Annotated in this window: 19 protein-coding genes; 7 read left to right on the forward strand and 12 right to left on the reverse strand. The window is 47.0% G+C overall.

What is annotated here, in order from left to right; genetic code table 11:
- Positions 1-19: 19 nt before the first annotated feature.
- Positions 20-697 (reverse strand): DedA family protein, encoded by a 678-nt coding sequence (locus L4D05_RS11560; RefSeq protein ID WP_428794080.1) that lies wholly within the window; start codon positions 695-697, stop codon positions 20-22.
- Between the two features lie 56 nt (positions 698-753).
- Positions 754-1,146 carry a hypothetical protein gene (locus tag L4D05_RS11565; RefSeq protein WP_428794081.1) on the reverse strand — a complete coding sequence of 131 codons (393 nt, stop codon included), beginning with the start codon at positions 1,144-1,146 and terminating at the stop codon, positions 754-756.
- A gap of 419 nt (positions 1,147-1,565) precedes the next feature.
- Here L4D05_RS11565 and L4D05_RS11570 point away from each other — a divergent pair, with 419 nt between their 5' ends.
- Positions 1,566-3,773 carry a collagenase gene (locus tag L4D05_RS11570; protein ID WP_428794082.1) on the forward strand — a complete coding sequence of 736 codons (2,208 nt, stop codon included), beginning with the start codon at positions 1,566-1,568 and terminating at the stop codon, positions 3,771-3,773.
- Between the two features lie 113 nt (positions 3,774-3,886).
- Here L4D05_RS11570 and L4D05_RS11575 read toward each other — a convergent pair whose 3' ends face one another.
- From L4D05_RS11575 to L4D05_RS11620, 10 genes are all read right to left on the reverse strand, one after another.
- Positions 3,887-5,671 carry an aminopeptidase P family protein gene (locus L4D05_RS11575; RefSeq protein WP_428794083.1) on the reverse strand — a complete coding sequence of 595 codons (1,785 nt, stop codon included), beginning with the start codon at positions 5,669-5,671 and terminating at the stop codon, positions 3,887-3,889.
- Positions 5,668-6,666 (reverse strand): ABC transporter ATP-binding protein, encoded by a 999-nt coding sequence (locus L4D05_RS11580; protein ID WP_428794084.1) that lies wholly within the window; start codon positions 6,664-6,666, stop codon positions 5,668-5,670. The genes L4D05_RS11575 and L4D05_RS11580 overlap by 4 nt, the downstream gene beginning before the upstream one ends.
- Positions 6,667-6,675: 9 nt before the next feature.
- Positions 6,676-7,665: an ABC transporter ATP-binding protein gene (locus L4D05_RS11585; protein ID WP_265676492.1), complete on the reverse strand. Its 990-nt coding sequence runs from the start codon at positions 7,663-7,665 to the stop codon at positions 6,676-6,678.
- Between the two features lie 12 nt (positions 7,666-7,677).
- The gene (locus L4D05_RS11590; RefSeq protein ID WP_428752949.1) at positions 7,678-8,610 is read right to left on the reverse strand and encodes an ABC transporter permease subunit; all 933 of its coding nucleotides are present in this window, start codon (positions 8,608-8,610) and stop codon (positions 7,678-7,680) included.
- 8 nt (positions 8,611-8,618) lie between these two features.
- Positions 8,619-9,539: an oligopeptide ABC transporter permease OppB gene (gene oppB / locus L4D05_RS11595; protein WP_428752951.1), complete on the reverse strand. Its 921-nt coding sequence runs from the start codon at positions 9,537-9,539 to the stop codon at positions 8,619-8,621.
- 94 nt (positions 9,540-9,633) lie between these two features.
- Positions 9,634-11,244 carry a peptide ABC transporter substrate-binding protein gene (locus L4D05_RS11600; protein ID WP_428794085.1) on the reverse strand — a complete coding sequence of 537 codons (1,611 nt, stop codon included), beginning with the start codon at positions 11,242-11,244 and terminating at the stop codon, positions 9,634-9,636.
- A gap of 214 nt (positions 11,245-11,458) precedes the next feature.
- Positions 11,459-12,238 (reverse strand): transcriptional regulator, encoded by a 780-nt coding sequence (locus L4D05_RS11605; RefSeq protein WP_265676487.1) that lies wholly within the window; start codon positions 12,236-12,238, stop codon positions 11,459-11,461.
- Between the two features lie 73 nt (positions 12,239-12,311).
- Positions 12,312-12,986, reverse strand: a complete 675-nt coding sequence (locus tag L4D05_RS11610; protein WP_265676486.1) for a GntR family transcriptional regulator — start codon at positions 12,984-12,986, stop codon at positions 12,312-12,314.
- A gap of 149 nt (positions 12,987-13,135) precedes the next feature.
- Complete coding sequence (locus L4D05_RS11615) at positions 13,136-14,668, reverse strand: aldehyde dehydrogenase (NADP(+)) (protein WP_428794086.1); 1,533 nt, start codon at positions 14,666-14,668, stop codon at positions 13,136-13,138.
- A 21-nt stretch (positions 14,669-14,689) separates the two neighbouring features.
- Positions 14,690-15,691, reverse strand: coding sequence for a 4-hydroxyproline epimerase (locus L4D05_RS11620; RefSeq protein WP_265676482.1), 1,002 nt, complete (start codon positions 15,689-15,691; stop codon positions 14,690-14,692).
- Between the two features lie 134 nt (positions 15,692-15,825).
- On the opposite strand from L4D05_RS11620, the gene L4D05_RS11625 reads away from it, so the two are divergent.
- The 6 genes from L4D05_RS11625 to L4D05_RS11650 all read left to right on the forward strand — a co-directional run bounded on the left by L4D05_RS11625 (position 15,826) and on the right by L4D05_RS11650 (position 22,780).
- Positions 15,826-17,058: an NAD(P)/FAD-dependent oxidoreductase gene (locus L4D05_RS11625; RefSeq protein WP_428794087.1), complete on the forward strand. Its 1,233-nt coding sequence runs from the start codon at positions 15,826-15,828 to the stop codon at positions 17,056-17,058.
- Between the two features lie 148 nt (positions 17,059-17,206).
- Positions 17,207-18,262 carry an ABC transporter substrate-binding protein gene (locus L4D05_RS11630; RefSeq protein WP_390902958.1) on the forward strand — a complete coding sequence of 352 codons (1,056 nt, stop codon included), beginning with the start codon at positions 17,207-17,209 and terminating at the stop codon, positions 18,260-18,262.
- 65 nt (positions 18,263-18,327) lie between these two features.
- Positions 18,328-19,335 carry a bifunctional Delta(1)-pyrroline-2-carboxylate/Delta(1)-piperideine-2-carboxylate reductase gene (gene lhpI, locus L4D05_RS11635; protein ID WP_428794288.1) on the forward strand — a complete coding sequence of 336 codons (1,008 nt, stop codon included), beginning with the start codon at positions 18,328-18,330 and terminating at the stop codon, positions 19,333-19,335.
- 55 nt (positions 19,336-19,390) lie between these two features.
- Entirely contained in the window at positions 19,391-20,305 is a 915-nt protein-coding gene (locus tag L4D05_RS11640) for a dihydrodipicolinate synthase family protein (RefSeq protein ID WP_428794088.1), read from the forward strand.
- A 61-nt stretch (positions 20,306-20,366) separates the two neighbouring features.
- Positions 20,367-21,503: an ABC transporter ATP-binding protein gene (locus tag L4D05_RS11645; protein ID WP_428794089.1), complete on the forward strand. Its 1,137-nt coding sequence runs from the start codon at positions 20,367-20,369 to the stop codon at positions 21,501-21,503.
- Positions 21,500-22,780, forward strand: coding sequence for an ABC transporter permease (locus tag L4D05_RS11650; RefSeq protein ID WP_265676476.1), 1,281 nt, complete (start codon positions 21,500-21,502; stop codon positions 22,778-22,780). The genes L4D05_RS11645 and L4D05_RS11650 overlap by 4 nt, the downstream gene beginning before the upstream one ends.
- Positions 22,781-22,784 lie beyond the last annotated feature (4 nt).

A 22,784-nucleotide genomic window follows, 5' to 3' on the forward strand; every position in this document is an offset into this window, starting at 1 on the left:
TTGGTTTTGTTTCACCACATTAACTTTTTTTCATCGCTTGCTTGAACCCGCGAATTGCGTGACGAGCTCGCCAAGTGAGAAAGGTAAAAATAGCAGCGCACAAGGTAATGATAGGCGCTGCCATTAGCGCCATGGTTGTGAAACGGCTGATGGGTTCTGGTAACGATGGTAAGAGAAATCCTACACCGGCTAATAGCCCAACCCACAAGGTGGCACTTAGCCAGGAAAAGTAATGGAATCGTGGTGTTTCTTGGACGCGCATTCCCATGACCATAGGAACCAATGAACGCACGCAAGGAATAAAGCGAGCACTAAATAACGCCACTAAACCATGCCGACAGAGTAGGTTGTCGACCATTCGCATATTGCTTTCTGGCACTTTTTCCAACCAACCTTTTACGATAGGCAGTTTGTTTAGCCAGCGTCCTTGTAAGTATGCTAACCAGCTGCCTACCGCTGCCGCGATAATGAGTAGCGAAAACGCCGCAACAGGATTGAGTACCCCAACGGCAGAGAGCGTTCCAACCAAGACCACCACGCTGTCACATGGCAGAGGCGCTGCGGGCAAAAAGCTGCTTTCTAGTGCGATAAAAAAAGTCACGAGAACGTAAATAAGGATCGCGCTTTCTGGCGCGAGTAACGCGTTAAAGTCTTGATGCCAAAGGGCAATCAAGACGTCTTGGGTAGCTTCAAACATAGTTGCTCCAATGAACCGACAATAAAATTAAGGGTTATAGTAGGAAAATGAAGCGGTTAACGTGAATGAATAAAACGAAATTGAAGGTTAGTATCTTGCCAGCCCGCGAGTCGGCTGTTTTCAAAAAAAAGATAACTGCGTGGGGTGAAGTGAGTGAATCGATAACTCGCGGTAAATAGAGCTATCGCTGACATCATCATTGGCCACGGAAGCGTTGCTTTAGTATGCGGTTGTGCTTTTTGCTGTGCAACGCGCAGAGTTGAGCTACGCAGCAGTTGGGTACTGTTGTCGATATGAGGCGCGCGCTCAGGGCTGACAATCGTGATTGGATGCAAAGACACGCCAGAGTCACTGATATCGGCAATATAGCTAAATAACAATATCGTCGAGCATAGCGATACGGTAAAAAGTGCCAAGATAAAAGGGAATGTCTCGAGTCGTCGTTGCACGCTAAGCGCCTAATAAGGGAATCTGCTTATATGTACTGCTAACTACGAAAAAAAGCAATCTTTCTTATCTTAGCGTGACTACGCATCATTTTTGTGTATCAGTTCTGAGGAGGTAAAATGAAAATGATGAGAGAGACTGACACGATGATTGCGTGGTTTTGTTGCCGATTAAGTGCGTAAAATGCGGGGTGGAAAGTCATGACAAATGAGGGTATTGAATCGATAGTTCAAAACATGGCCAACATGATTTTATATTTTATAAAATCAGCAATTGGGTTGGTTGGGCTCAGAATATGAACCTATATTCTTATTTGTTAATTAAATGTTTCATCCTTCTATTGAAGACTCTAATTTGAGATGGGAACCGCGATGCATGATGGCATGGCGATAACATCAATATAAACAAGAGAAACGAATAGATGGAACTAAATAAACTCACAGTGGCACTGGTAGCATCCTGCACAGGGTTCTACGCACAGGCGGATAGTGCGCCAATTTCTCAAACGGTCGAGATTAACCCCTATCACTCCCATGAATCTCATTCGCTAGAAACTCATTCACAAGACGCTTCCGTAGACGTAGGGCCTTCGCCAAAAAGGTCGGAATCGAACGATCTTACTCCGGCCTTAGACGCATCGCCCAGGGTCATGACGTTTAGTCAGCAAGCCGTGGTAGAGTGTGATGTTTCTGGGTTTGCTACGACCAATACTAATACCCTGATTTCTCAAATCACCTCGCAAGGGGCGGAATGTGTCAATGATTTGTTCGCCGCCAACAGCGCCACTCAAATCACCGCCTTTGATTCTAATAACATGTACTACGTTGCAAAACATGCGACAGAGTTGTCTCGAGCCTATCAAGGTGGCGGCAGCGATGAACTGGAAGCGTTATTCCTTTACTTACGTGCGGGCTATTATGCGGAGTTTTACAATGACGGTGTGAGCTTGCTTTCATGGGTAACAAGCGCAGTGAAAGAGGCGGTGGATACCTTTGTGGCAAATGAGCATTTTTATGATAGTAATGACGCGCACGGCAAAGTGCTTGGTGAGGTCATTACCACCATGGACAGTGCAACGCTGCAACATGAGTATTTGGATGTGATCAACCAATGGCTGTTGCGCTGGAATGGCGACTATGAGCAGCATTGGAATATGCGAGGTGCGGTCAACGGTATCTTCACGCTTTTGTATCGTGGACAGTGGAACAACGGGTTTAAAGTGGCCATCGCAAAACGTGATGACTTAGTTAAAAATTTAAGCGCGTTTGCCAAAGATGCCACAAAGCTGGGGTCAAATTCAGAGTTTATGGCGGTGAATGCGGGAAGAGAACTCGCGCGTATGACCCAGTATACCAATACTCAGATTGAACCACTTGTCACAACGGAACTATCGGCACTATTTAGTCAGTACTCTATGTACGGCACGGGAGATGCGGTGTGGTTAGCTGCCGCCGATGTTGCGAGCTATTATTCGGATTGTGCCAATTTTGGGATTTGCGGCTTTGAGGCAGAACTGAAGGGTTTGGTACTGAGTCAGACCTATACGTGTAGCGATACGATTCGAATATTGTCTCAAGATCTTACGGCCATTCAACAGCAGGCAGCCTGTGACAAAATGGGCTTTGAAGAAACCTATTTTCATGGTGAGTTACAGACGGGTAATCAGCCAGTGGCGGATGACCACAATACGCAGCTTCAAGTGAATATCTTTAATTCTAGTGATGACTATCGAAAATACGCGGGGCCTATTTTTGATATTGATACCAATAATGGTGGTATGTACCTAGAAGGCGATCCGTCTATCGTTGGTAATGTGCCAAACTTTATTGCCTACGAGGCAAGTTATGCCAATCCGGATCACTTTATTTGGAACTTGGAACATGAGTATGTTCACTACCTAGATGGCCGTTTTGATATGTATGGCAACTTTACTACTCCAACAGAAAAAGTGGTGTGGTGGAGTGAAGGGGTGGCGGAATATATCTCTAAGGAAAATGATAACCAAGCCGCGCTGGATACCATTGAGGATGGGACACATTTCACTCTAAAAGAGATATTTGAGACGACGTATGATGGCTTTGACGTTGACCGAATTTATCGTTGGGGCTATTTAGCCGTAAGGTTTATGTTTGAAAAACATGAGGCGGAACTGGCAAACATGCTAGTTGAAACGCGTCGTGGGGATTGGGCAGCCTACAAAGCGCACACAGAGCAATGGGCCACCCAATATCAATCTGAATTTGAACAGTGGACACAGCAGTTAGTCGGCGGCATGTTATTACCACAAGTGTGTGATGGTAGTAATGCAGTCAGTGATGGCCGTGTTACGGCTGGTGAGCCTATTTGTTTATCCTCCTCTGCGCCATTATGGTTGAGTATCGAAGGGGTGAATGCGGTATCTAACATCGCGATTTCTACCGTACATGGTAGTGGTGATTTAACGCTGTCATACAGCAATGGCGGATGGCCGATAGGTGATGCGAGTGATGTTGTGTCTAGCAATATCGGCAATGGCGAGTGTATTGTACTTAGCGCTCAAAGTAACTACTGGGGTTACATTAAGGTTGCGGGTGAATACAGTGATGCTACGCTAGTGGTGGATTTTGATGCGACGACGTGTCGTCGCTAAAGCGGACGGTGAAATGAATGAGCCCAACTTCGGTTGGGCTTTTTAGTGCATAGATTTTTAGTACATCAATAAAAAAGCCAGCTTTCGCTGGCAAAGGTGGGAGAGGAAATCGGTTAAATCGCTTGAGTGGCGACGTGTAGCCATTGCGACAGCGGCGTATCTAAATGAGGCGAAAGTAACTGGAAGACACGCTGATGATATTGGTTCAGCCAAACCTTGTCGGTGTTGTCTAGCATGGATAGTTCAAGAGCATTGGTTGCAATAGGGGCGATGGTAATGGTCTCAAATCCGTAGAATTCACCGAACTCATTCGTCTCGACTTCAACGACCTTCATTATATTTTCAATACGAACCCCATACTCCCCCTCTCGGTACACGCCCGGTTCATTGGTGATGACCATGCCCGTTTGTAGAGCGACCTCTTTGAGATTTTGCGAGAAGTTTTGTGGTCCTTCATGAACGTTTAAGCCAATACCCACACCATGTCCCGTTCCGCATTTGTAGTCGATGCCATGCTGCCACAGAATGCCACGTGCCAAAATATCAAGATTGGATCCCGTTGTTCCCTTGAGAAACTTGGCTTGGGTGAGGCGAATCACCGCTTTAAGCACCAAGGTATAATCTCGGCGCTGCTGTAAGGTTGGGGTTCCAAAATGAAACGTACGAGTGATGTCTGTTGTCCCGCCGTGATATTGGCCGCCGGAATCAACTAAAAAAAAGTTGCTTTCATCAACGAGCGCGTTGCTCGCTGTATCGGCGGCGTAGTGCATTTTCGCCCCATGCTCTGCAAAGCCGGCAATGGTTCGAAAGCTGTCTGAAATGTAAAGGGGAATGGATTTTCGGAATGATTGGAGGGTTTGTTCAGCCGCTAATTCTGTGACTTGCCCGCCAGGTACTTGTTGCTCTAGCCAATACATAAACGCTGTCATGGCCACGCCATCTTGAATCAATGTGTGTTCCATTGAACGTAACTCAGTCGCATTTTTTTGTGCTTTCATTTGGGTTACGATACAAGGTTCGTCGACCAAGGTAAGGCTGGAATGAATACGGCTCACCAACAAGCTATCGGTGTGTGTGGCGGAGTAATGCATCACAGCCTGATGTGGTAGTTGATTGATGCTGTCTGCCACATTGTCATACTCAAGCGTGACGATACCTTGCTCTAGTAGCTGTTTTTCCAACGTGGCATTAAGTTTTAATCGGTCAATAAACAGGTGGCACGTATCGGCAGTCAGTAATAAGTACGACTCAGATATTGGGCAATACGGTGTATCTCCGCCGCGAATATTCAGTGTCCACATCACGTCATCTAGTGTCGAAACCAGCAATCCATCACTGCCTTTATCGTTAAGGTAGCAACGTAATCGAGACAGTTTCTCAGCGATAGACTCGCCGCAAAACTGCAACTCATGATCGAAAATAGCGGTGTCCGGGCGGCTAGGACGGTCTTGCCAGTTAGCGGTGATAAGATCCTTTAACTCCAGTTTGATCCCTTTCGGTGTTAATGCACTGATAAGCTCTTGATGAAACGCCGCACTAATTGAGCGACCATCTACACCAACAACGGACTGTGCAGGCAAGGTTTGTGCAAGCCACTGCGCAATACTGGGGGTTGCGGATTCTTTGGCTTTAAATAGTGATAGAGACGAGCCAGTCAGTTGTTCTTCGGCTTGAATATAGTAACGCCCGTCAGTCCATACTCCGCCAGCATCGGCTGTCACGACGGCATTACCTGCCGAACCGGTAAAACCGGAAACCCAGTTTCTCGCTAGCCAATGGGAAGCAGAATATTCGCTGCTATGTGGATCGTTATTTGTCACGATAACTGCACTGTATCCATGCGCGTTCATTGAGCGACGAAGTGAGGCCAAACGTTCACTAACGGAGGTTGTCTTCATAGAGGGTGGCTTCCTAATGTTGAATGAGTACAAAAAATATGATGATCATTGAGACCAGTTTTGGTCGGCGCTTGCTCTGCGCATATTGCGGTTGCTTCTGGACAACGGGTGCGAAATACACAACCACTGGGAGGGTTTAATGGCGAAGGTAAGTCACCGCTCAGCAGTTGGACGTTACGGTTTTTAGCCTGTGCAGGATTAGCAATGGGCACTGCAGAGAGCAGTGCTTTGGTATAAGGGTGGTGTGCATGATCAAAAACATGTTGGTAATGACCCACTTCCATTGGTTTTCCTAGGTACATCACCATGACACGGTCACTGATATGCCGCACGACACTGAGATCATGGGCAATCATGACTAAGGTTAGCCCCATCTCTTTTTTAAGATCGTCAAGCAGGTTAATCACTTGAGCTTGAACGGATACATCAAGCGCACTAACGGGTTCATCGCACACCACTAACTCTGGGTTGAGTATCAGTGCTCGAGCTATCCCTACGCGCTGACATTGGCCGCCAGAGAACTCGTGAGGGTAACGATTTCGCTGGCTGGCCAACAGGCCAACTTTGTCCATCATTGCGATAACGCGTGCTTCAATTTCTTGTCGCTTGAGTTGAGGCTCGTGAGTGAAGAGAGGCTCGGCAATGCAATCGGCAATGGTCATCCTTGGGTTTAAGCTTGCTGAAGGGTCTTGAAAGATCATTTGGAACTCGCGACGTTTTTTGGTGAGCTCACTGCGCCCAAATGCACGCATGTCTTCGCCTTTCCAGACCAGTGCGCCACTTGTCGGTTCAATCAGGCGAAGCAATGCTCTTGCCAATGTGGATTTGCCGCATCCAGACTCACCCACAATACCAAGGGTTTCGCCTCGGTAGACATCTAGGTCGATACCATTGACGGCTTTGACCACTTTACGCTTACTGGGCAAGAGATGTTTTTTGACATTGAAATGCACGTGGAGATCTTGCGCCGCGAGCAGTATTTCTTTGCGATTCATATTGCCTCCTTAAGCGGTCTGTAGAATAGGCGTAACGGTTTGCTGACCAAAGACATGACAAGCAATGGATTGATTAGGTCTTACTGGTAAAAATGCTGGCATCGCGACGCTGCATTCTGGTTTATAGTGTTCACAACGTTCTTTGAACGGGCAGCCTTTATGATTAATGAGTGCGCTTGGTGGGCTACCGGGGATCGTTGGGAGGCGATCCATATCTTCTGTTACGGAAGGGATAGCGCGCAATAAACCTTGTGTATAGGGATGAGAGGGCGTGTTAAACAGACTTTCAGTATCGGCTTGCTCCATACGATTACCCCCATACATTACCAATACTCGATCGCACATTTCCGCGACGACACCCATATCATGAGTAATCAGTAAAATGGCGGTGTTGAACTCTTGTTGCAGCTCTTTAAGCAGCGTGAGTATTTGCGCTTGTACAGTCACATCAAGCGCAGTCGTAGGTTCATCTGCGATGAGCAGTTCAGGGCGACAAAGCAGTGCCATTGCGATCATGACCCGTTGCCTCATGCCTCCAGAAAGTTCATGAGGGTATTGGTTTAGTCGTGTTTCTGGAGAGGGGATACGCACGGCATCTAACATTTTTATAGACTCGTGCCTCGCCTCCCTTTTCGTGAGGCCTTTATGTATTATCAGCACTTCACATAGTTGCTTGCCAATCTTCATAAACGGATTGAGTGACGTCATTGGATCTTGAAAAATCATGCTGATTTTTTCTGCACGAATGTGATTGAGCTGAGCTTTAGACATGGTGAGCAAGTTTTCACCGTGCAAATTCGCTTCTCCAGACACTTTACCGTTATGAGCGGTTAACCCCATTAGCGCGAATACGGACTGGCTTTTCCCTGAACCAGACTCGCCAACGATACCGAGGGTTTCACCTGCGCTAATGCTGTAATTAAGGTTATTAACGGCTTTCACATTGCCGTCGGCCGTTGCAAAGTCGACATTCATATTGTTAATGGTCAGTATTGTCATAGCAGTGCCTTCCTAGCGGTCTTTGGGGTCAAGCGCATCTCGCAGCCCGTCACCAATAAAGTTGAAACAGAATAGGGTCGCGACCAAAAATGTTGATGGGAACAATAGCAACCAAAGTGCCACATCGATGGTTTTTGCGCCTTCTGCAATGAGAATGCCCCAGCTCGTATCAGGTGGTTGTACGCCTAAACCTAGAAAGCTAAGAAAAGACTCAAACATGATAAAACCAGGCACCATTAGGGAGGAGTACACCATCACAATTCCCAGCACATTCGGTAGAATGTGGCGGCGAACGATGGTGAGTTTTGACACGCCAATCGAGTGCGCGGCTTCAATAAATTCTCGCTTTTTGATGCTAAATGTCACACCACGAACCACGCGGGCGATGCCAAGCCAAGACACCATGCCAATGACCACGAAGATCAAATAAATATTGTTGCCAAACAGGGTGACAAAAAGTATCACCATAAACATGAATGGGACGGAGTCGAGGATTTCGATAACTCTCATCATTGCGCCATCAACCGCGCCACCAAGGTAGCCAGAAATACTGCCCCAGATCGTGCCGATGACAACGGCAACCAGCGCCCCCATAAAGCCGACCATGATGGAAAGTTGACCGCCTTTCATGGTGCGAGCAAATAAGTCTTGGCCTAAATCATCAGTACCAAAATAGTGCTTAGTCGCAACGGATGGCTTGCCAAGTTCATAAGGGTCACTGACGACATTCCAGTCAATCTCGTCATGGCTAAACGGAGTGAGGTGGGGTCCAAGCGTAATACATAGAACGATAAAACCCAGTAAATAAACGGAAGTCATCGCGGCGCGGTTTTTTCTAAATCGCCCCCATGCATCTTGCCATAAGCTGCGCCCTTCAACGGCGTCGATATTGCTAACAACTTGCTCTGAAAATTGAGAAGCGTCGAGTTTTTTAGTGGTTATCATCGTGCCACCTAAACTTGGATTCTTGGGTCAATCACGGTGTAAAGCAGATCGACAACTAAATTAAAAAAGATCGTGAGAGTGGCGACAATCAAGGTAATCCCCATGACTAATCCGTAGTCTCGGTTAAGTGCGCCAGAGACAAAGTGTTGCCCCATCCCTCCCGTACCAAAGAAAATATCGATGATCACTGAACCCGTGACGACAGCGACAAAGGCAGGACCTAACATGGCAATCACAGGAATGAGTGACGGGCGAAGAGCATGGTGAAATAACAGGTAAGCCGTTGATAGCCCCTTGGCTTGCGCGGTGCGAATATACGGCTGATTCAGGGTTTCTATCATGGCGCCGCGCATAACACGCGCAATACTTGCCACTGACCCAATAGCTAAGCTCAGTACCGGTAGAACTAAAAATGCCGCCGAGCCGTTTTCCCACCCTCCCGCAGGCAGCCACCCTAAATGAATGGAAAACACCGTGACTAACACGGGGGCGAGAACAAATGCTGGGATCACCACGCCAGTCATGGAAAGTGACATAAGCAAGTAGTCGAGGCGGCTATTGCGATTTAATGCCGCGATAGTGCCGAGTAACATGCCAATTGGTACGGAAATACAAAAAGAAAGTACGCCAAGGACGGCGGAAACTGGCCAAGATTGAGCTACCAGTTGCGTGACTGTAAAGTCATGGTAGACGAAGCTTGGGCCTAAATCACCCTGCACGAAGTTCTTAATGTAGAGGAAATACTGCACCAGAAACGGTTCATTAAGATGAAATTTCGCTTCAATATTAGCGCGAACAATTTCGGGCATCGGTCGTTCCATATCGAATGGTCCACCGGGTGCGATATGCATCAGCCAAAATGAAACCAGTGCGATAAAAAGTAAGGTTGGAATAGCGATGCAGACTCGCCGTAAGATGTACCACAACATAATCACCTCCATATAAAGTGAAAAAGGGGCCTACCCACGTCGCTCATTTCGTTATTAGAGACGTTGCTGTCAGGTAGGCCCAAGCGTTATGCCTTTATTGCGCTAGGACGTAGACATTCTTTCGGTAATAGGAAGATTCAGGATTGGTGCGTTCATACCCGCCAATATGGGGTTTAACCAAGTATTGGTCATTGCCAGGACGGTAAACGGGGATGATCGCCATTTCGTCAATCAACAAGGTTTCTGCTTGGATGTATGCCTGAGAGGGGTCGGCTAATACTTTTGACTCGCTCATTAGCTTGTCGTAGGCGGCGTTATTGTATTTTGAGTCATTGTACTCGCCGTTGGAGACAAAAATATCCAGCCACGTTGACGCTTCATTGTAGTCGGCTGTCCAACCCCCTCGGCTGACGTTACCGGGATCTTTTAGGGCGTAAAATACTTTAGGTTCGAGTTGCTGAATGTCGATTTGCACACCTAAGACACTTTTCCACATACCAGCCATCGCCGTTGCCATCTTTACGTCGTTAGAAAATGTCGGCACGGTGAAGGTGAGTTTTAACGGATTCTCTTTGTCGTAACCCGCATTTTTGAGCAGCAATTTAGCTTGTTCGTTACGCTGTTTTTGTGTCCAAGTCGCATAGTCGGGCGTATGACTTTTGAAGCCATCGGTTTGAGGTGGCACCAGCGTGAACATAGGGATGCCGCCATTTTTCAAGATCGCTTTGGTGAGGATAGTACGATCAATGGCATAGGACAGCGCGGTTCTGACTCGAATGTCTTTGGTTGGCCCCTTTTCAGTATTGAGGTAGTAAAATGTGGAGCCAAGAGATGCACTGGTATCGGCGACCTGCTCAGGGTATTGTTTTAACAGTTTTTTCTTTTGAGCGGATGGAATAGATCGCGCTTGGTCAATATCACCCGCAAGGTAGCGATTAAGTGCCACATTGGCATCTCCAATCGGAAGCCACGTCACCTTATCTAAGACCACATTGTCAGCGTCCCAATAGTGGGGGTTTTTGGTCATCACCATTTTTTCATTGACCTTCCAGCTAGACACTGTGAACGCGCCGTTAGTGACGATATTCTCTGGTTGAGTCCAATTACTGCCGTGTTTTTCAATGGTCGCTTGATGCACTGGTGCTAAGACAGGATGTCCCAACAGTTTGATAAAGAAGGGCACGGACTGCTCAAGGGTGACTTCAAAGGTATAATCATCGATTGCGCGAACACCTAGCGTATCTGGCGCCATTTTTCCTTTCATGATAGCGGCGGAGTTCTTGATTTTTGGTATCGCGGCAAACCATGCATAAGGGGAGGCTGTGTTAGGGTCGAGCAGTCGTTGCCAGCTATAGACAAAATCATGAGCGGTGAGCGGCTCGCCGTTTGACCATTTAGACTGGCGAAGCTGAAAGGTATAGACGGTATTGTTATGACTGGCGTGCCAAGCGGTGGCAATACCGGGTATGGTTTTACCGGTTTTATCTTGTACGGTGAGCCCTTCGAACAAATCTCGACCGAGATTAAAGGCAGGCTCTGCAGCTTGTTTTGCCGGATCGATTGAGGTGACTTCCGCGCCATTATTGAGTGTAATCGCTTGCTCTTTTGCGAGTTGAGTTCCTTGTGGATACGGTTTTGCAACCGCGGTTCCGGCGAGCGCGCTTGCAACGATAGCGCTTAATATCAACAGTTTACTTTTATTCATCACTTCCTCGTTGTGTCGTTATGGTTATCCAACAAGGAAAAGGTATATTGTATAAAATCTTCGCGCAACGGGTTGTTAACATTTTATTAACGAGACGTCATTCGGAGAGCTTGTTGGTCTCAGAAACTGAGACCAAGATAAATAATGTGAGAGAAGTTTGCGCTTTGTTGAACTTGGTGTAGCACCAGCGGTGATGAAATAAGTGTCTTGATCGTTATTCGGCTTGGTGTTTTATTTGATTGAAACGTTCTGAAATTTGTTTGAGCAGTGTGCCGTCAATGTTAGGAAGTCCATCTGAAAAGAGAATTTGTTTTCCGGGCGTAAATCGCATCAGAATATTAGTGAGTTCTCCTTCTTCACATGATGTGTTCATGGCATTTAATTCAATCAATTTAGCGTAGAAGTCTTGTTCAAGTTGGTCGATTTGAGAGGGCGTGAGGCGAATACGGCCAATACAAAAATTTGCAGGGATTGGGTGTGATAGGGATTCGTCTTGGAATCGTTGCCGAAATAACGCATCTAGCTTAGAGCCTTCTTCGGTAAGAAATCGGCTGCCAGAGCGGTAGATCACACCATCGCCAAAGTCTTCGATATACCCCAAGATTTCAGCGATACGCAGATAGAACCTTAGACTGATATCGTCGAGGTCATGTGTCTGTGCAATAGCGTCTGGGGAGAGGTTACGTGCGGTGAGCATGTAAATAAAATCAAGTAAATAGGGGTGGTCCAAAAACAAATCACTTAAATCGCCGCAGATGATTTGTGCATTTTCATGTTGAATTTGATTGGCGATTTTAGACAGCTCAACTAAATCGGTGTTGAGATAGTTTACGTACATTAAAATTTTGTCTAGCCCAAGGGTAGGGCTATGCAGGTGACGTTTAATCGTAGAGAGAGGAATCCCGGTTCTATCGGATAATGCGCTATAACCGAGACCCTCATCTTTTATTTTTTTCCGTATTGCAGCGAGTATAAATCGTGGTCCTACATGCATCTTTGATCCACTCCTTAGGTTAACGACTGACTAACGACTGTTTATACTTAGGTTTGCTATGCCTTAGGGGGCATTATGTTTTAGGGTTTTGCCGTTCAAGTAGTAAGTTTCTAATGGCGGTACCCGCTTCGATAATGTGCTTTTTGAGTAGGTATTTAGCACCGTCCACATCTTTGTTTTGGCACATTTCAAATAGGGCGAGATGTTCGTCTTCCGCTTTCTTAATACCGGTAGTAAACAGCAGTTGTAGCCGAATATACCGATCACATTTGGTGTTAAGGTTGCTAATAATATCCATGGTTTCAGGCATGTTAGCTGGGCTGTATAGCGCTTTGTGAAATTCGTAGTTGTAGTTGCTCCACTCTTCTACCTCATCACCACTATTGACGATACTTTCAAATCGTTCGCGCACTTGTTGAGCTCGATTGAGATCGGCTTCTGTCATGTTTTGAATCGCGCGTTCTAGAATGTGGCACTCTATAACTGCCCTGAGCTCAAATAATTCATCAATTTTATCGGGAGAAAGCTCAGTTACTGTGGCCCCTTTATGGGCTTCAAAGCTAACTAATCCTTGCGCCTCTAGTTGTACTAGCGCTTCTCGTACCGGAATACGACTGACATTAAATTCTTGAGCCAATGCATCTTGTCGCAATGGTTGACCTGTTTTGAATTCACCTTTAAGGATCCGGGTGCGAATGGCTTCTTCAACCAGTTGAGTACGGGTTTTAAATATGGGTTTTTGTGACATCCAAGTCTCCGGGAAATCGATATTTTATCCAATATACACTGAGTGTAGTGATTATTGCGACGGTTCTGGTCTTGATGGCGATTTTTTGAGACGTATGCGATAAGAAAGGCACCAATTGGTGCCTTTTTAGTCGGTGACTTATTTTGCCATCAACCTTTTACCATCCACGTTTTACCATCAACTAATGTCGGTACTGATAAAGGATTTGATGAACTTAATGCTGGTGGCAGTAAGGCTTCAGGGAGTGATTGATAGGCGACAGGTCTAAGCCAGCGCTCGATAGCGCTTGCCCCGACGGATGTCGACGCCGCATGAGTGGACGCAGGGTAGGGGCCACCATGTATCATGGCATAGCTGACTTCTACACCCGTTGGCCAGCCATTAAAGACGATTCGCCCGGCCATTTCTTCCAACCTAGCTAATAACCGCGTGACTTGCGGATAGTCTTTGCTATCGGCATGAATGGTGGCGGTGAGTGATCCAGCTAATTGCTCACTTAATGCTTGCATATCGTCGATATCACGGCAAAGGACAATCATGGATTGGGGACCAAAAATCTCCTCTTCCCACTGCGGGTTATTGCGCCATGCTTGGCTATCGGTCACAAATAGTGTGCTGGCGACGCCTTCACTAATATTTTGATTTCGGCTATGCAATAAACCGGCATCTTTTGCTCGTAGCTGGGTGTGTTGGCAATACGCATCACGAATGCTTGGGGTTAATAGCACATGACCATTTTGCTGGCTGATGAGGTGTTGAGCCGTCTCAATAAACGCACTGGAGTTAGCGTCATCAACCACAAATACAACACCTGGCTTAGTGCAAAACTGTCCACAGCCTAGCGTCATGGATTGGACGAATTGCTCGGCAAGGCTTTGATAGTCATTTAGGGCATTCGGGAAAATAAACGTTGGGTTGATAGCACCTAATTCCCCATAAAATGGAATGGGAATAGGGCGCTGCTGAGCTAAATCAAACAGAGCGCGTCCACCGCCGACTGACCCGGTAAACCCAACCGCTTGAACAAGTGGATGAGAAACCAGTGAGGTACCTAATTCGCGTTTGTTTCCTTGCAACAAGGTGAAAACCGCTTGTGGTAATTCGCATTCGGATAGCGCTTGTTGAATACATTGCGCGACCAATTCACTGGTTCCCGGGTGGGCGCTGTGGCCCTTGACAATCACTGGGCAACCAGCGGCAAGTGCAGAGGCGGTGTCGCCACCAGCGGTAGAAAAGGCCAGTGGAAAGTTGGAGGCTCCAAATACGGCAACAGGACCTAAAGCAATATGCTGCTGACGAATATCGGGCTTTGCGAGCGGCTGTCTTTGTGGATCTGGCGTATCAACAATGGCTCGGTGCCAGTGACCTTGACGTAACACGCTGGCAAATAATCGTAATTGATTGGCGGTTCTGCCCATTTCACCATTTAAACGAGCAAGGGGCAGTGCGGTTTCCAAATGCGCGCGCGCCGCAATTTCATCGGTGCGCAGCAGCAGTTTCTCTGCGATGGTGTCAAGCAGTTGAGCACGTTGTTCACTGGAGGTGTATCGGTATTCTCGCGCAATCTTATGGGCGTGCATGCATGCTGCATCTACGTCATCTTTGCCTTGTATTGGAAATGAGCCGATGATGGGCTCCCCAGTAAAGGCGTTAATGGCTTGAAAAGTATCGGGCTTAACCATGATTGTGTTGTCCTTTGTTGATTATTTTACTTCAAATCCGTAGGCATAAGGGTCGTTGTCGTCGACCCAAATTGTGTTGTGGCCATACACTTGCGCCCATCCTTCGATACTCGGCAAGATCGCCGCTTTGCCATTGACGCTGGTCTCTGACTCAATACGACCATGGAATAAACTGCCAATGATACTCTCATGGATAAAGTCTTCTCCTTGGGCAAGTCGGCCTTTGGCATGCCATTGCGCCATGCGAGCGCTGGTGCCCGTTCCACAAGGTGAGCGGTCCAATGCTTTATCACCGTAGAAAACCGCATTTTTCGCAGTCGCTCCCGGTTGCGTTGGTGTGCCTGTCCACAGAACATGTGAGACGCCTTTGACGGTGGGGTCGTCGGGGTGCACGCACTGCACCGCATCAGAAACGGCTTGGCGTACTTTAGGGCTAAGGATCAGAATTTCATCGGGTGAGTAATGCTCTAGTCCCAAGTAATTTTCTTGGGGATCGACAATGACGTAGTAGTTTCCTCCATAGGAGACATCCACACTAATTTCACCCATTCCCTCCACATAGACTTTGACATCTCGATGGGCGAGGTAGGCGGGTACATTAAAGATTTTCACTGATGTCACTTTGTCGTCGTCCATCTGATAGTGGACGGTAATTTGCCCTGCAGGCACGTCGAGAATAAGTTGTCCCGGAACCTTAGGATGAATGAGTTTGTTCTCGATGGCGGCGGTGACAGTGCCAATCGTGCCATGTCCGCACATCGGTAAGCACCCGCTCGTTTCAATAAATAAGATCGAGGCGTCAGCATTACTGCTGCAAGGAGGCAGCACCACAGAACCTGACATAATCGAATGACCGCGTGGTTCAAACATTAATGCCTGACGAATCCAATCATAGTGCGTGAGAAAGTATTGACGTTTTTCACTCATGGTATTGCCTTCGAGCGGTGGTACCCCACCAGCAACCAATCGTACGGGATTGCCACAGGTATGAGCATCGATACAAAAAAAGGTGCCTTGTCTCATTTTCAGGTCCTCTGATAACAAAGTGGTTGAATTATGCGCAATCAATGTTAACTTAATGTTAAGTATATTTTATACAATTTATATTGTGAAGTGTGATGCGAAGCAAGATCATGAATAATTCAGGAGGATCGAAAATGCAGAAAGTTGCGGTGGTTGGAGGGGGAGTCATTGGTCTTACGATTGGGCTGCATCTTCAACAGCAAGGCCATCAAGTGACAATATTCGATAAACAAGGCCCTGCTGAGGGGTGCTCGAAAGGCAACGCCGGTCATATCGCCACAGAGCAAGTTTTCCCACTCGCGACCCCCAGTCTTTTGCTGCAAATACCGAGCATGCTCTTTTCTTCTCAGAGCCCATTATCCATTCGTTGGAGGGACGTTTTTTCAACGTTACCTTGGATGATTCGTTTTTTATTTAGCGCAAGAAAGAGAACCTATGAACGCTCTACCAAGGCGATAAGTAGCTTGAATCAGTCAGCCGTTGGTAGTTGGTATCGGCTGCTTGAGCCTATCCACCAACAAGAGTTAATCAAAATGGATGGGTCGCTTTTAGTGTTTGAAAGCGATGCTTTGTTTCAAGCCTATCAAGCGACCTTATCATCACTTGAACATTGTGAAGTGGAGTATGAGGTTTGGGATAAAAAGCAGCTACGGAAAAGGTTGCCAAAATTGGGGTTGCAAGTGCGTCACGGGGTGTTTTTCCCTAATACCGGGCATACCCTAGAGCCTTATGAGATGTGCCTTGCAATAGAAAAAGCGTACTCCTCACTCGGTGGAGAATTCGTTCAGAAAGGGGTTGAAAAAATCACCCCAAATGCCGAAATTCAAACTTCTGGTACCACCTTGGCTTTCGATAACGTCGTGATTGCTGCTGGTGTTCATTCTGGTCACTTCGTTGAGTCCTTGACCGGTATTAAAGTGCCCATTCAGGCAGAAAGAGGTTATCACGTCATGGTTGATGATCACCAGGATCGATTGCCGATACCGGTAAGCAGTGCGGATCGAAAATTTATCATGACTCCGATGAAATATGGTTTGAGATTAGCAGGGACAGTGGAATATGCGGGAAGTCGTGCGCCTTTCAATGATAAGCGAACTCGGCTACTGGCAGAGCAAGGCGACATCATGCTTCAGGACGGCATTGATAAGGCGATGTTGGGAGAAGAGTGGATGGGCTGTCGCCCAACAATCAGTGACTCATTGCCGGTTATTGACTCGATCTGTGATGGCAATATTTTGCTGGCTTTTGGGCATCAACACTTAGGCTTGACCCATGCGGCCATTACTGCGGAGTTAATGGGGCAGATGATCGAAAAGCAAGCGACTTCGTTAAATGTGGCGCCTTTCACACTACGCCGATTTAGTTGAATTTTTTTAATATTAAATATTGTATAAAATATACTTAACAATTATGTTAATAAATAGTTAATAAAATGGCGTCAAATAGTCGTACCAAGATGCCTTAATGGGAAAGACAAAAAAGGAAAGAAATATGTCTAGAGTGAACTTGGTGCCGATGACAATAATGCTGTCTGCAATCACTGCGGCGGCGTCGTTTAATGCATCAGCAGAAGATAAATTAACCGTTGTGTCTTGGGGGGGCGCTTTTACAAAGAGCCAAGTAGAGGCTTATCACAAGCCATTTATTGCCAGTACAGGAACGACCATTGTTTCAGAGGACTTTAGCGGTGGCTTGGCAGAAATTAAGGCACAAGTTGAGGCGAATAATGTCCGTTGGGATTTAGTTTCCCTTGATAAGCCAGACATCGTACGAGGTTGTGCAGAAGGTTTATTAGAACCGTTTGATCCGAGCATCTTGCCAAAAGGAAGCGATGGAACCCCTGCTGAGAAAGACTTTATTGATGGCGCGATTCATGAGTGTGCGATCAACACTATTGTCGTTTCCACCATCTTAGCGGTGAATGAGGAAGCTTTTTCAGGAAAGCCGGTTCCTAGCAAATTGGTTGATCTCTTTGATTTGCAGAATTTTCCTGGTCGTCGCGCACTACAAAAGCAACCGCAAGGAAACCTTGAATGGGCGCTGCTAGCCGATGGCGTTAAGCCAGAAGAGGTATACAGCCAACTTGAAACGGAAGAAGGTCGAGCGCGAGCGTTTGCGAAGCTCGATACGATTAAACCTGAAGTTTTATGGTGGACGACGGGCGCACAACCCCCACAAATGCTAGCGGATAAAGAGGTGGTGATCGCGTCTGCATTTAATGGGCGTATTCACAATGCGGCAAAAGATGAAGGGCAGCCATTTAAGATTATTTGGGATCGACAAATCGGCTACATGAACGGTTGGGCGATTCCGAAAGGCAGTAAGAACCTTCAAAAGGCGATGGACTTTATCGTTTTCTCATCTGGCACCACGCCACTGGCAGAGCAGGCGAAATACGTCGCCTATGGGCCGACAAGAAAGTCTTCATCAGCGGTAGTCAGCCCTGAAATTCTCGCCAGTTTACCGACAGCGCCAGGCAATTTTGACACCGCATTCCTGATTAACGATGAGTGGTGGTCAGATTATGCCGATGAACTCAATGAAGAGTTTAATACTTGGCTGTTGAACTAGAACTCATCCTTAAAAGCTGAGGCGCGAGTTAATTCTGGTGTCTCAGCATGAACAACGGAGAAATCATGGATACCTTTGAGTCGGACCAGATAGCGCGCGTGCTAAATATGAGTTCGCTGATTAGCGTAATGAGAACAGTGTACGCACAACCGGCAACGGTGCCGCAGCGGAATGTGATGCACCTGTCAAAAGAAAGTGATGATGCATTAGCGTTATTACCGGCTTGGAATGAAGCGCTGATTGCCGTTAAAACATTCACGTATTTTCCAAGCAACATCTCAGATGGTAAAGACGTGTTGTCATCAAGATTGTTGGCTTTTCGCCGTCAGGACGGTGCGCCATTGGCTTCTATGGATGCGAAAGTATTGACGTACTGGCGTACGGCAGCGGCGTCGGCATTGGCTGCCGATTATTTGGCGCGCTCGGACGCAGATACACTTCTGATCTGTGGTAATGGTCATTTGGCGGCTTATTTTGCTTGGGCGTATGCCGCTATCAGACCTTTGAAGCGCGTAATGATATGGGGCAGAAACCAACAAAAATCCGCGATGACAGCCGAAAAAATTGTTCATGGTGCGGAATACCAGGCGCTACCGAGAGAGCGGCAATACCAAGTGAGTATTGTCAGTGAGGTTGAGCAAGGTCTGCAGTGCGCCGATATGGTGTCTTGTGTGACGGGCTCGCCAGCGCCGCTTTTTAAGGGCGAACAGGTAAGGGCGGGGACGCATGTGGACTTGGTGGGTAATCATCATCGCGATAGGCGTGAGTGCGATACACAATTGGTGTTGCGATCTAAGGTGTATGTTGACAGTCGTATCAATGTTTTATCTGAAGCTGGCGAGTTACTCATCCCCATTGCAGAGGGCGAGTTTTCACCGGAACAGATCATCGCTGAGTTACCAGAGCTATGCAGCGGTAAAGTTTTGGGTCGCGGTAAGGTCTCTGGTTACAGGAAAGGGCTTAATAGCGAACAGGAAATAACACTATATAAATCAGTGGGTAGTGCGCTAGCCGATCTAGCAGCTGCGCATGCAGTACTTGAAAATTCATCCCAACTTGAGGTTGGGGCATGATGGGCTTTTTGCTCGAACTTAAAATTGCATACAATATACAAATGGAAGGAATTGAATGAATATTGATTGGAAAGGGGTATACCCAGCAGTAAGTACTCAGTTTAGACGCGACCTGACGATCGACTTAGATGCCACACAGTCAGTGATTGATAATCAGATCAATGATGGGGTAAATGGCATCATATGCTTAGGCACAGTTGGTGAGAACTGCGCGCTGTATCCAGAAGAGAAGCGTCAAGTATTGCAAGCGGCTCAAGAGGTGGTAGCAGGTCGGGTGCCATTAATCGCTGGAACGGCGGAGTCGATTACCTCGGCGGCCGTTGATTATATGCAAGATGCAAAAAAGATAGGCGTTGATGGTTGTATGGTGATGCCAGCGATGGTGTATCGAACGTCAGATTCAGAAACGTACGAGTATTACCGCACGTTAGCGGAAGCGACACCTGAAATGCCAATGATGATTTACAACAACCCAGTCTCTTATGGTGTGGATGTGAATCTTGAAATCATGGCAAAACTGGCGCAGTTCGACAATATTGTTGCGATAAAGGAGTCCACAACCGATACCCGTAGAATCACCGAATTGTTCAATGAGTTTGATTCCCGCTTTACGGTTTTCAGCGGTGTGGATGACATCGCATTAGAATCATTAATGCTGGGTGCGACGGGGTGGATTTCGGGACTGACGAATGCCTTTCCAGCTGAGTCGGTGGCCATCTATAAACTAGCCAGCCAAGGGCGCTATGCCGAAGCGCTGGAAATCTATCGTTGGTTCTTACCACTACTTAAACTCGACACCATTCCAACTCTAGTGCAATGCATCAAGCTCGCTGAGCAAGTTTGCGGTCGCGGATCAGAGCAAGTTCGTCCACCTCGTCAGCTGCTTCAAGGCGAGGAACGTCAAGCGGTAATTAGTCTTGTTGAAGCATCACTCGCTTCCAGACCTGACCTATCTAAGTACAAGTTGTAAGCAACACTATCGGTGAGCACCCTTTGGGGTGCTCTGTTTTCAAATGGATGAAGGCAGAGAAATGAAAGCGAATAATACGGATTATGTGAGTTTTCAGCATGTGAAGAAAACCTATGACGGAAAAAACCTGGTTGTTAAAGACTTTAACTTAAATATCGCTCCCGGAGAGTTTGTCACCATGCTTGGACCTTCTGGTTCGGGAAAAACGACCTGCTTGATGATGTTAGCTGGGTTTGAGACCGCGACCAATGGCGAGATCTATATCGATGGCACGCCCGTGAATAATTTAGCGCCGCATAAACGAGACATCGGCATGGTGTTTCAAAACTATGCCTTGTTTCCGCATATGACGATCGCTGAGAACTTAGCTTTCCCACTTAAAGTTCGAAAGATGTCGGTGGCAGAAGTGAAGCTAAGAGTGGCGGATGTGCTTGAGATGGTTGAATTATCACACGTTGCCAATCGGTACCCTAAGCAATTGTCGGGTGGTCAACAGCAAAGGGTAGCGTTAGCCAGAGCCTTAGTCTTTGAACCCAAGCTCGTGTTGATGGATGAGCCCTTGGGGGCGCTGGATAAGAAGCTCAGAGAAACCATGCAGATGGAAATTAAGCATCTACATGAAAAGCTTGGCATTACGATTTTATACGTGACCCATGATCAAGATGAAGCGCTAACGATGTCGGATCGTATTGCGGTCTTTAACGATGGCGCGGTACAACAATTAGCGCCGCCCAGTGAGTTGTATGAATCGCCGAGTAACACGTTTGTTGCGCAATTTATCGGTGAAAATAATCAGATAAAAGGGCAGGTTCAATCAGTGGAGCAAAGCCGCTGCCAGGTGCGCGTTGGTCCTCACCAGTTGCAGGCAAAACCGGTGCTTATTGGCGGTGCGCAAAGCGACACTATGTTATCGGTGCGGCCTGAAAAAATTATATTGCATCCTTATGGACCCGACATTCCGAACCGAGTGGCGGGAAGGGTGGAAGAGATGATTTATCACGGCGATCACTTTCGATTGATCATTGATGTTGCGGGGTTGGCGCGCTTGGTGGTTAAAGTACCAAACAGTTCAGAGCAAGGGCTGGGCGTACAACTCGGTGAAGAGGTTGAACTTGGCTGGCGAATGGAAGATTGCCACGCGCTTGATTGTGTTTCTTCGCAGTCGCTATCTTCCGAGAAAGAGGAGATGATGGTATGAGTCGCGAATTGTCTTCCCTTGAATCGGTCACGACCTTACACAAGCAACTCACAAACGAAGAGCTAGATTTATCGCAGCAATTAGCGAAAGCAGAGCGACGGAAACAAACGCGATCCCTTTTCCTAACCCTTCCTTTGGTTTGTTTCATCTTGTTGACGTTTGCTTTTCCGATTTTAGAAATGTTGCATCGAAGTGTTGATAATTCTTCCGTGGTCAATGCGCTTCCTCAAACCTCGGTGGCGATTGTGGAGTGGCAAGCTGGCTCCAAACCCAGCGATCACGTTAGCAATCTCTTCGCTCAGGAGATTAAAGCGCTCTATTTAGCTAAGACGCTGCCTAAATTGGCCAACCGACTGAATATCGAAATGGCGGGAATGCGTAGTCTGCTGATGAAAACCGGTCGAAAATTGAGCAAGCTCGATGGGGAGGCGGTCTCCTATGCACAGCTAGTGGCGATCGATAAGCGTTGGGCAAAAGCGAAGTATTGGGGCGCGATAAAAAACCTTAATTCCTCTTATACCAGCCACTTTTACCTCTCAGCCCTTGATCTCAAAGTGGACGAGTCTGGATCGATTGTCCAGCAAGTGGAGTCGAGACGAATTTATTTGGGGTTATTTTATAAGACGATTTGGATGTCTTTGGTCATCACGGTAGTGTGTTTGATTTTGGCGTATCCGTTGGCGTATTTGTTAGCAAATTTACCGGATAAACGTGCGAACTTGTTATTGATTGTGGTCTTATTGCCGTTTTGGACCTCGCTCCTTGTGCGGACAACGTCTTGGATTGTGTTGTTACAAAATCAGGGGGTGGTGAATGACCTATTAGTCTGGTTGGGGGTGATTGATGAGCGCTTGTCATTGATCCACAACACCTTTGGTACCGTGGTTGCCATGGTGCATATTTTACTGCCGTTTATGATATTGCCACTATACAGCGTGATGAAGGGTATTAGCCCTACGTATTTTAGAGCGGCGCGCTCATTAGGTGCGACGCCACGCATCGCGTTTACTCAAGTCTATATGCCGTTAACATTACCCGGCGTAGGGGCCGGATGTTTGCTGACCTTTATTTTGTCGATTGGTTTTTACATTACTCCTGCGCTGGTAGGCGGTCGCAGCGGGCAAATGATTTCTAATATGATCGCGTATCACATGCAAACCTCATTGAATTGGGGAATGGCTGGCGCGCTCGGTGGGTTGTTATTAGTACTTGTTCTCGGGCTGTTTTACTTATTCAACCGTGTGGTTGGTATCAACAATCTTCGAGTGGGAGGTTAACGTT

This window comes from Vibrio nomapromontoriensis (assembly GCF_050337205.1).
Taxonomy (GTDB): domain Bacteria; phylum Pseudomonadota; class Gammaproteobacteria; order Enterobacterales; family Vibrionaceae; genus Vibrio; species Vibrio nomapromontoriensis.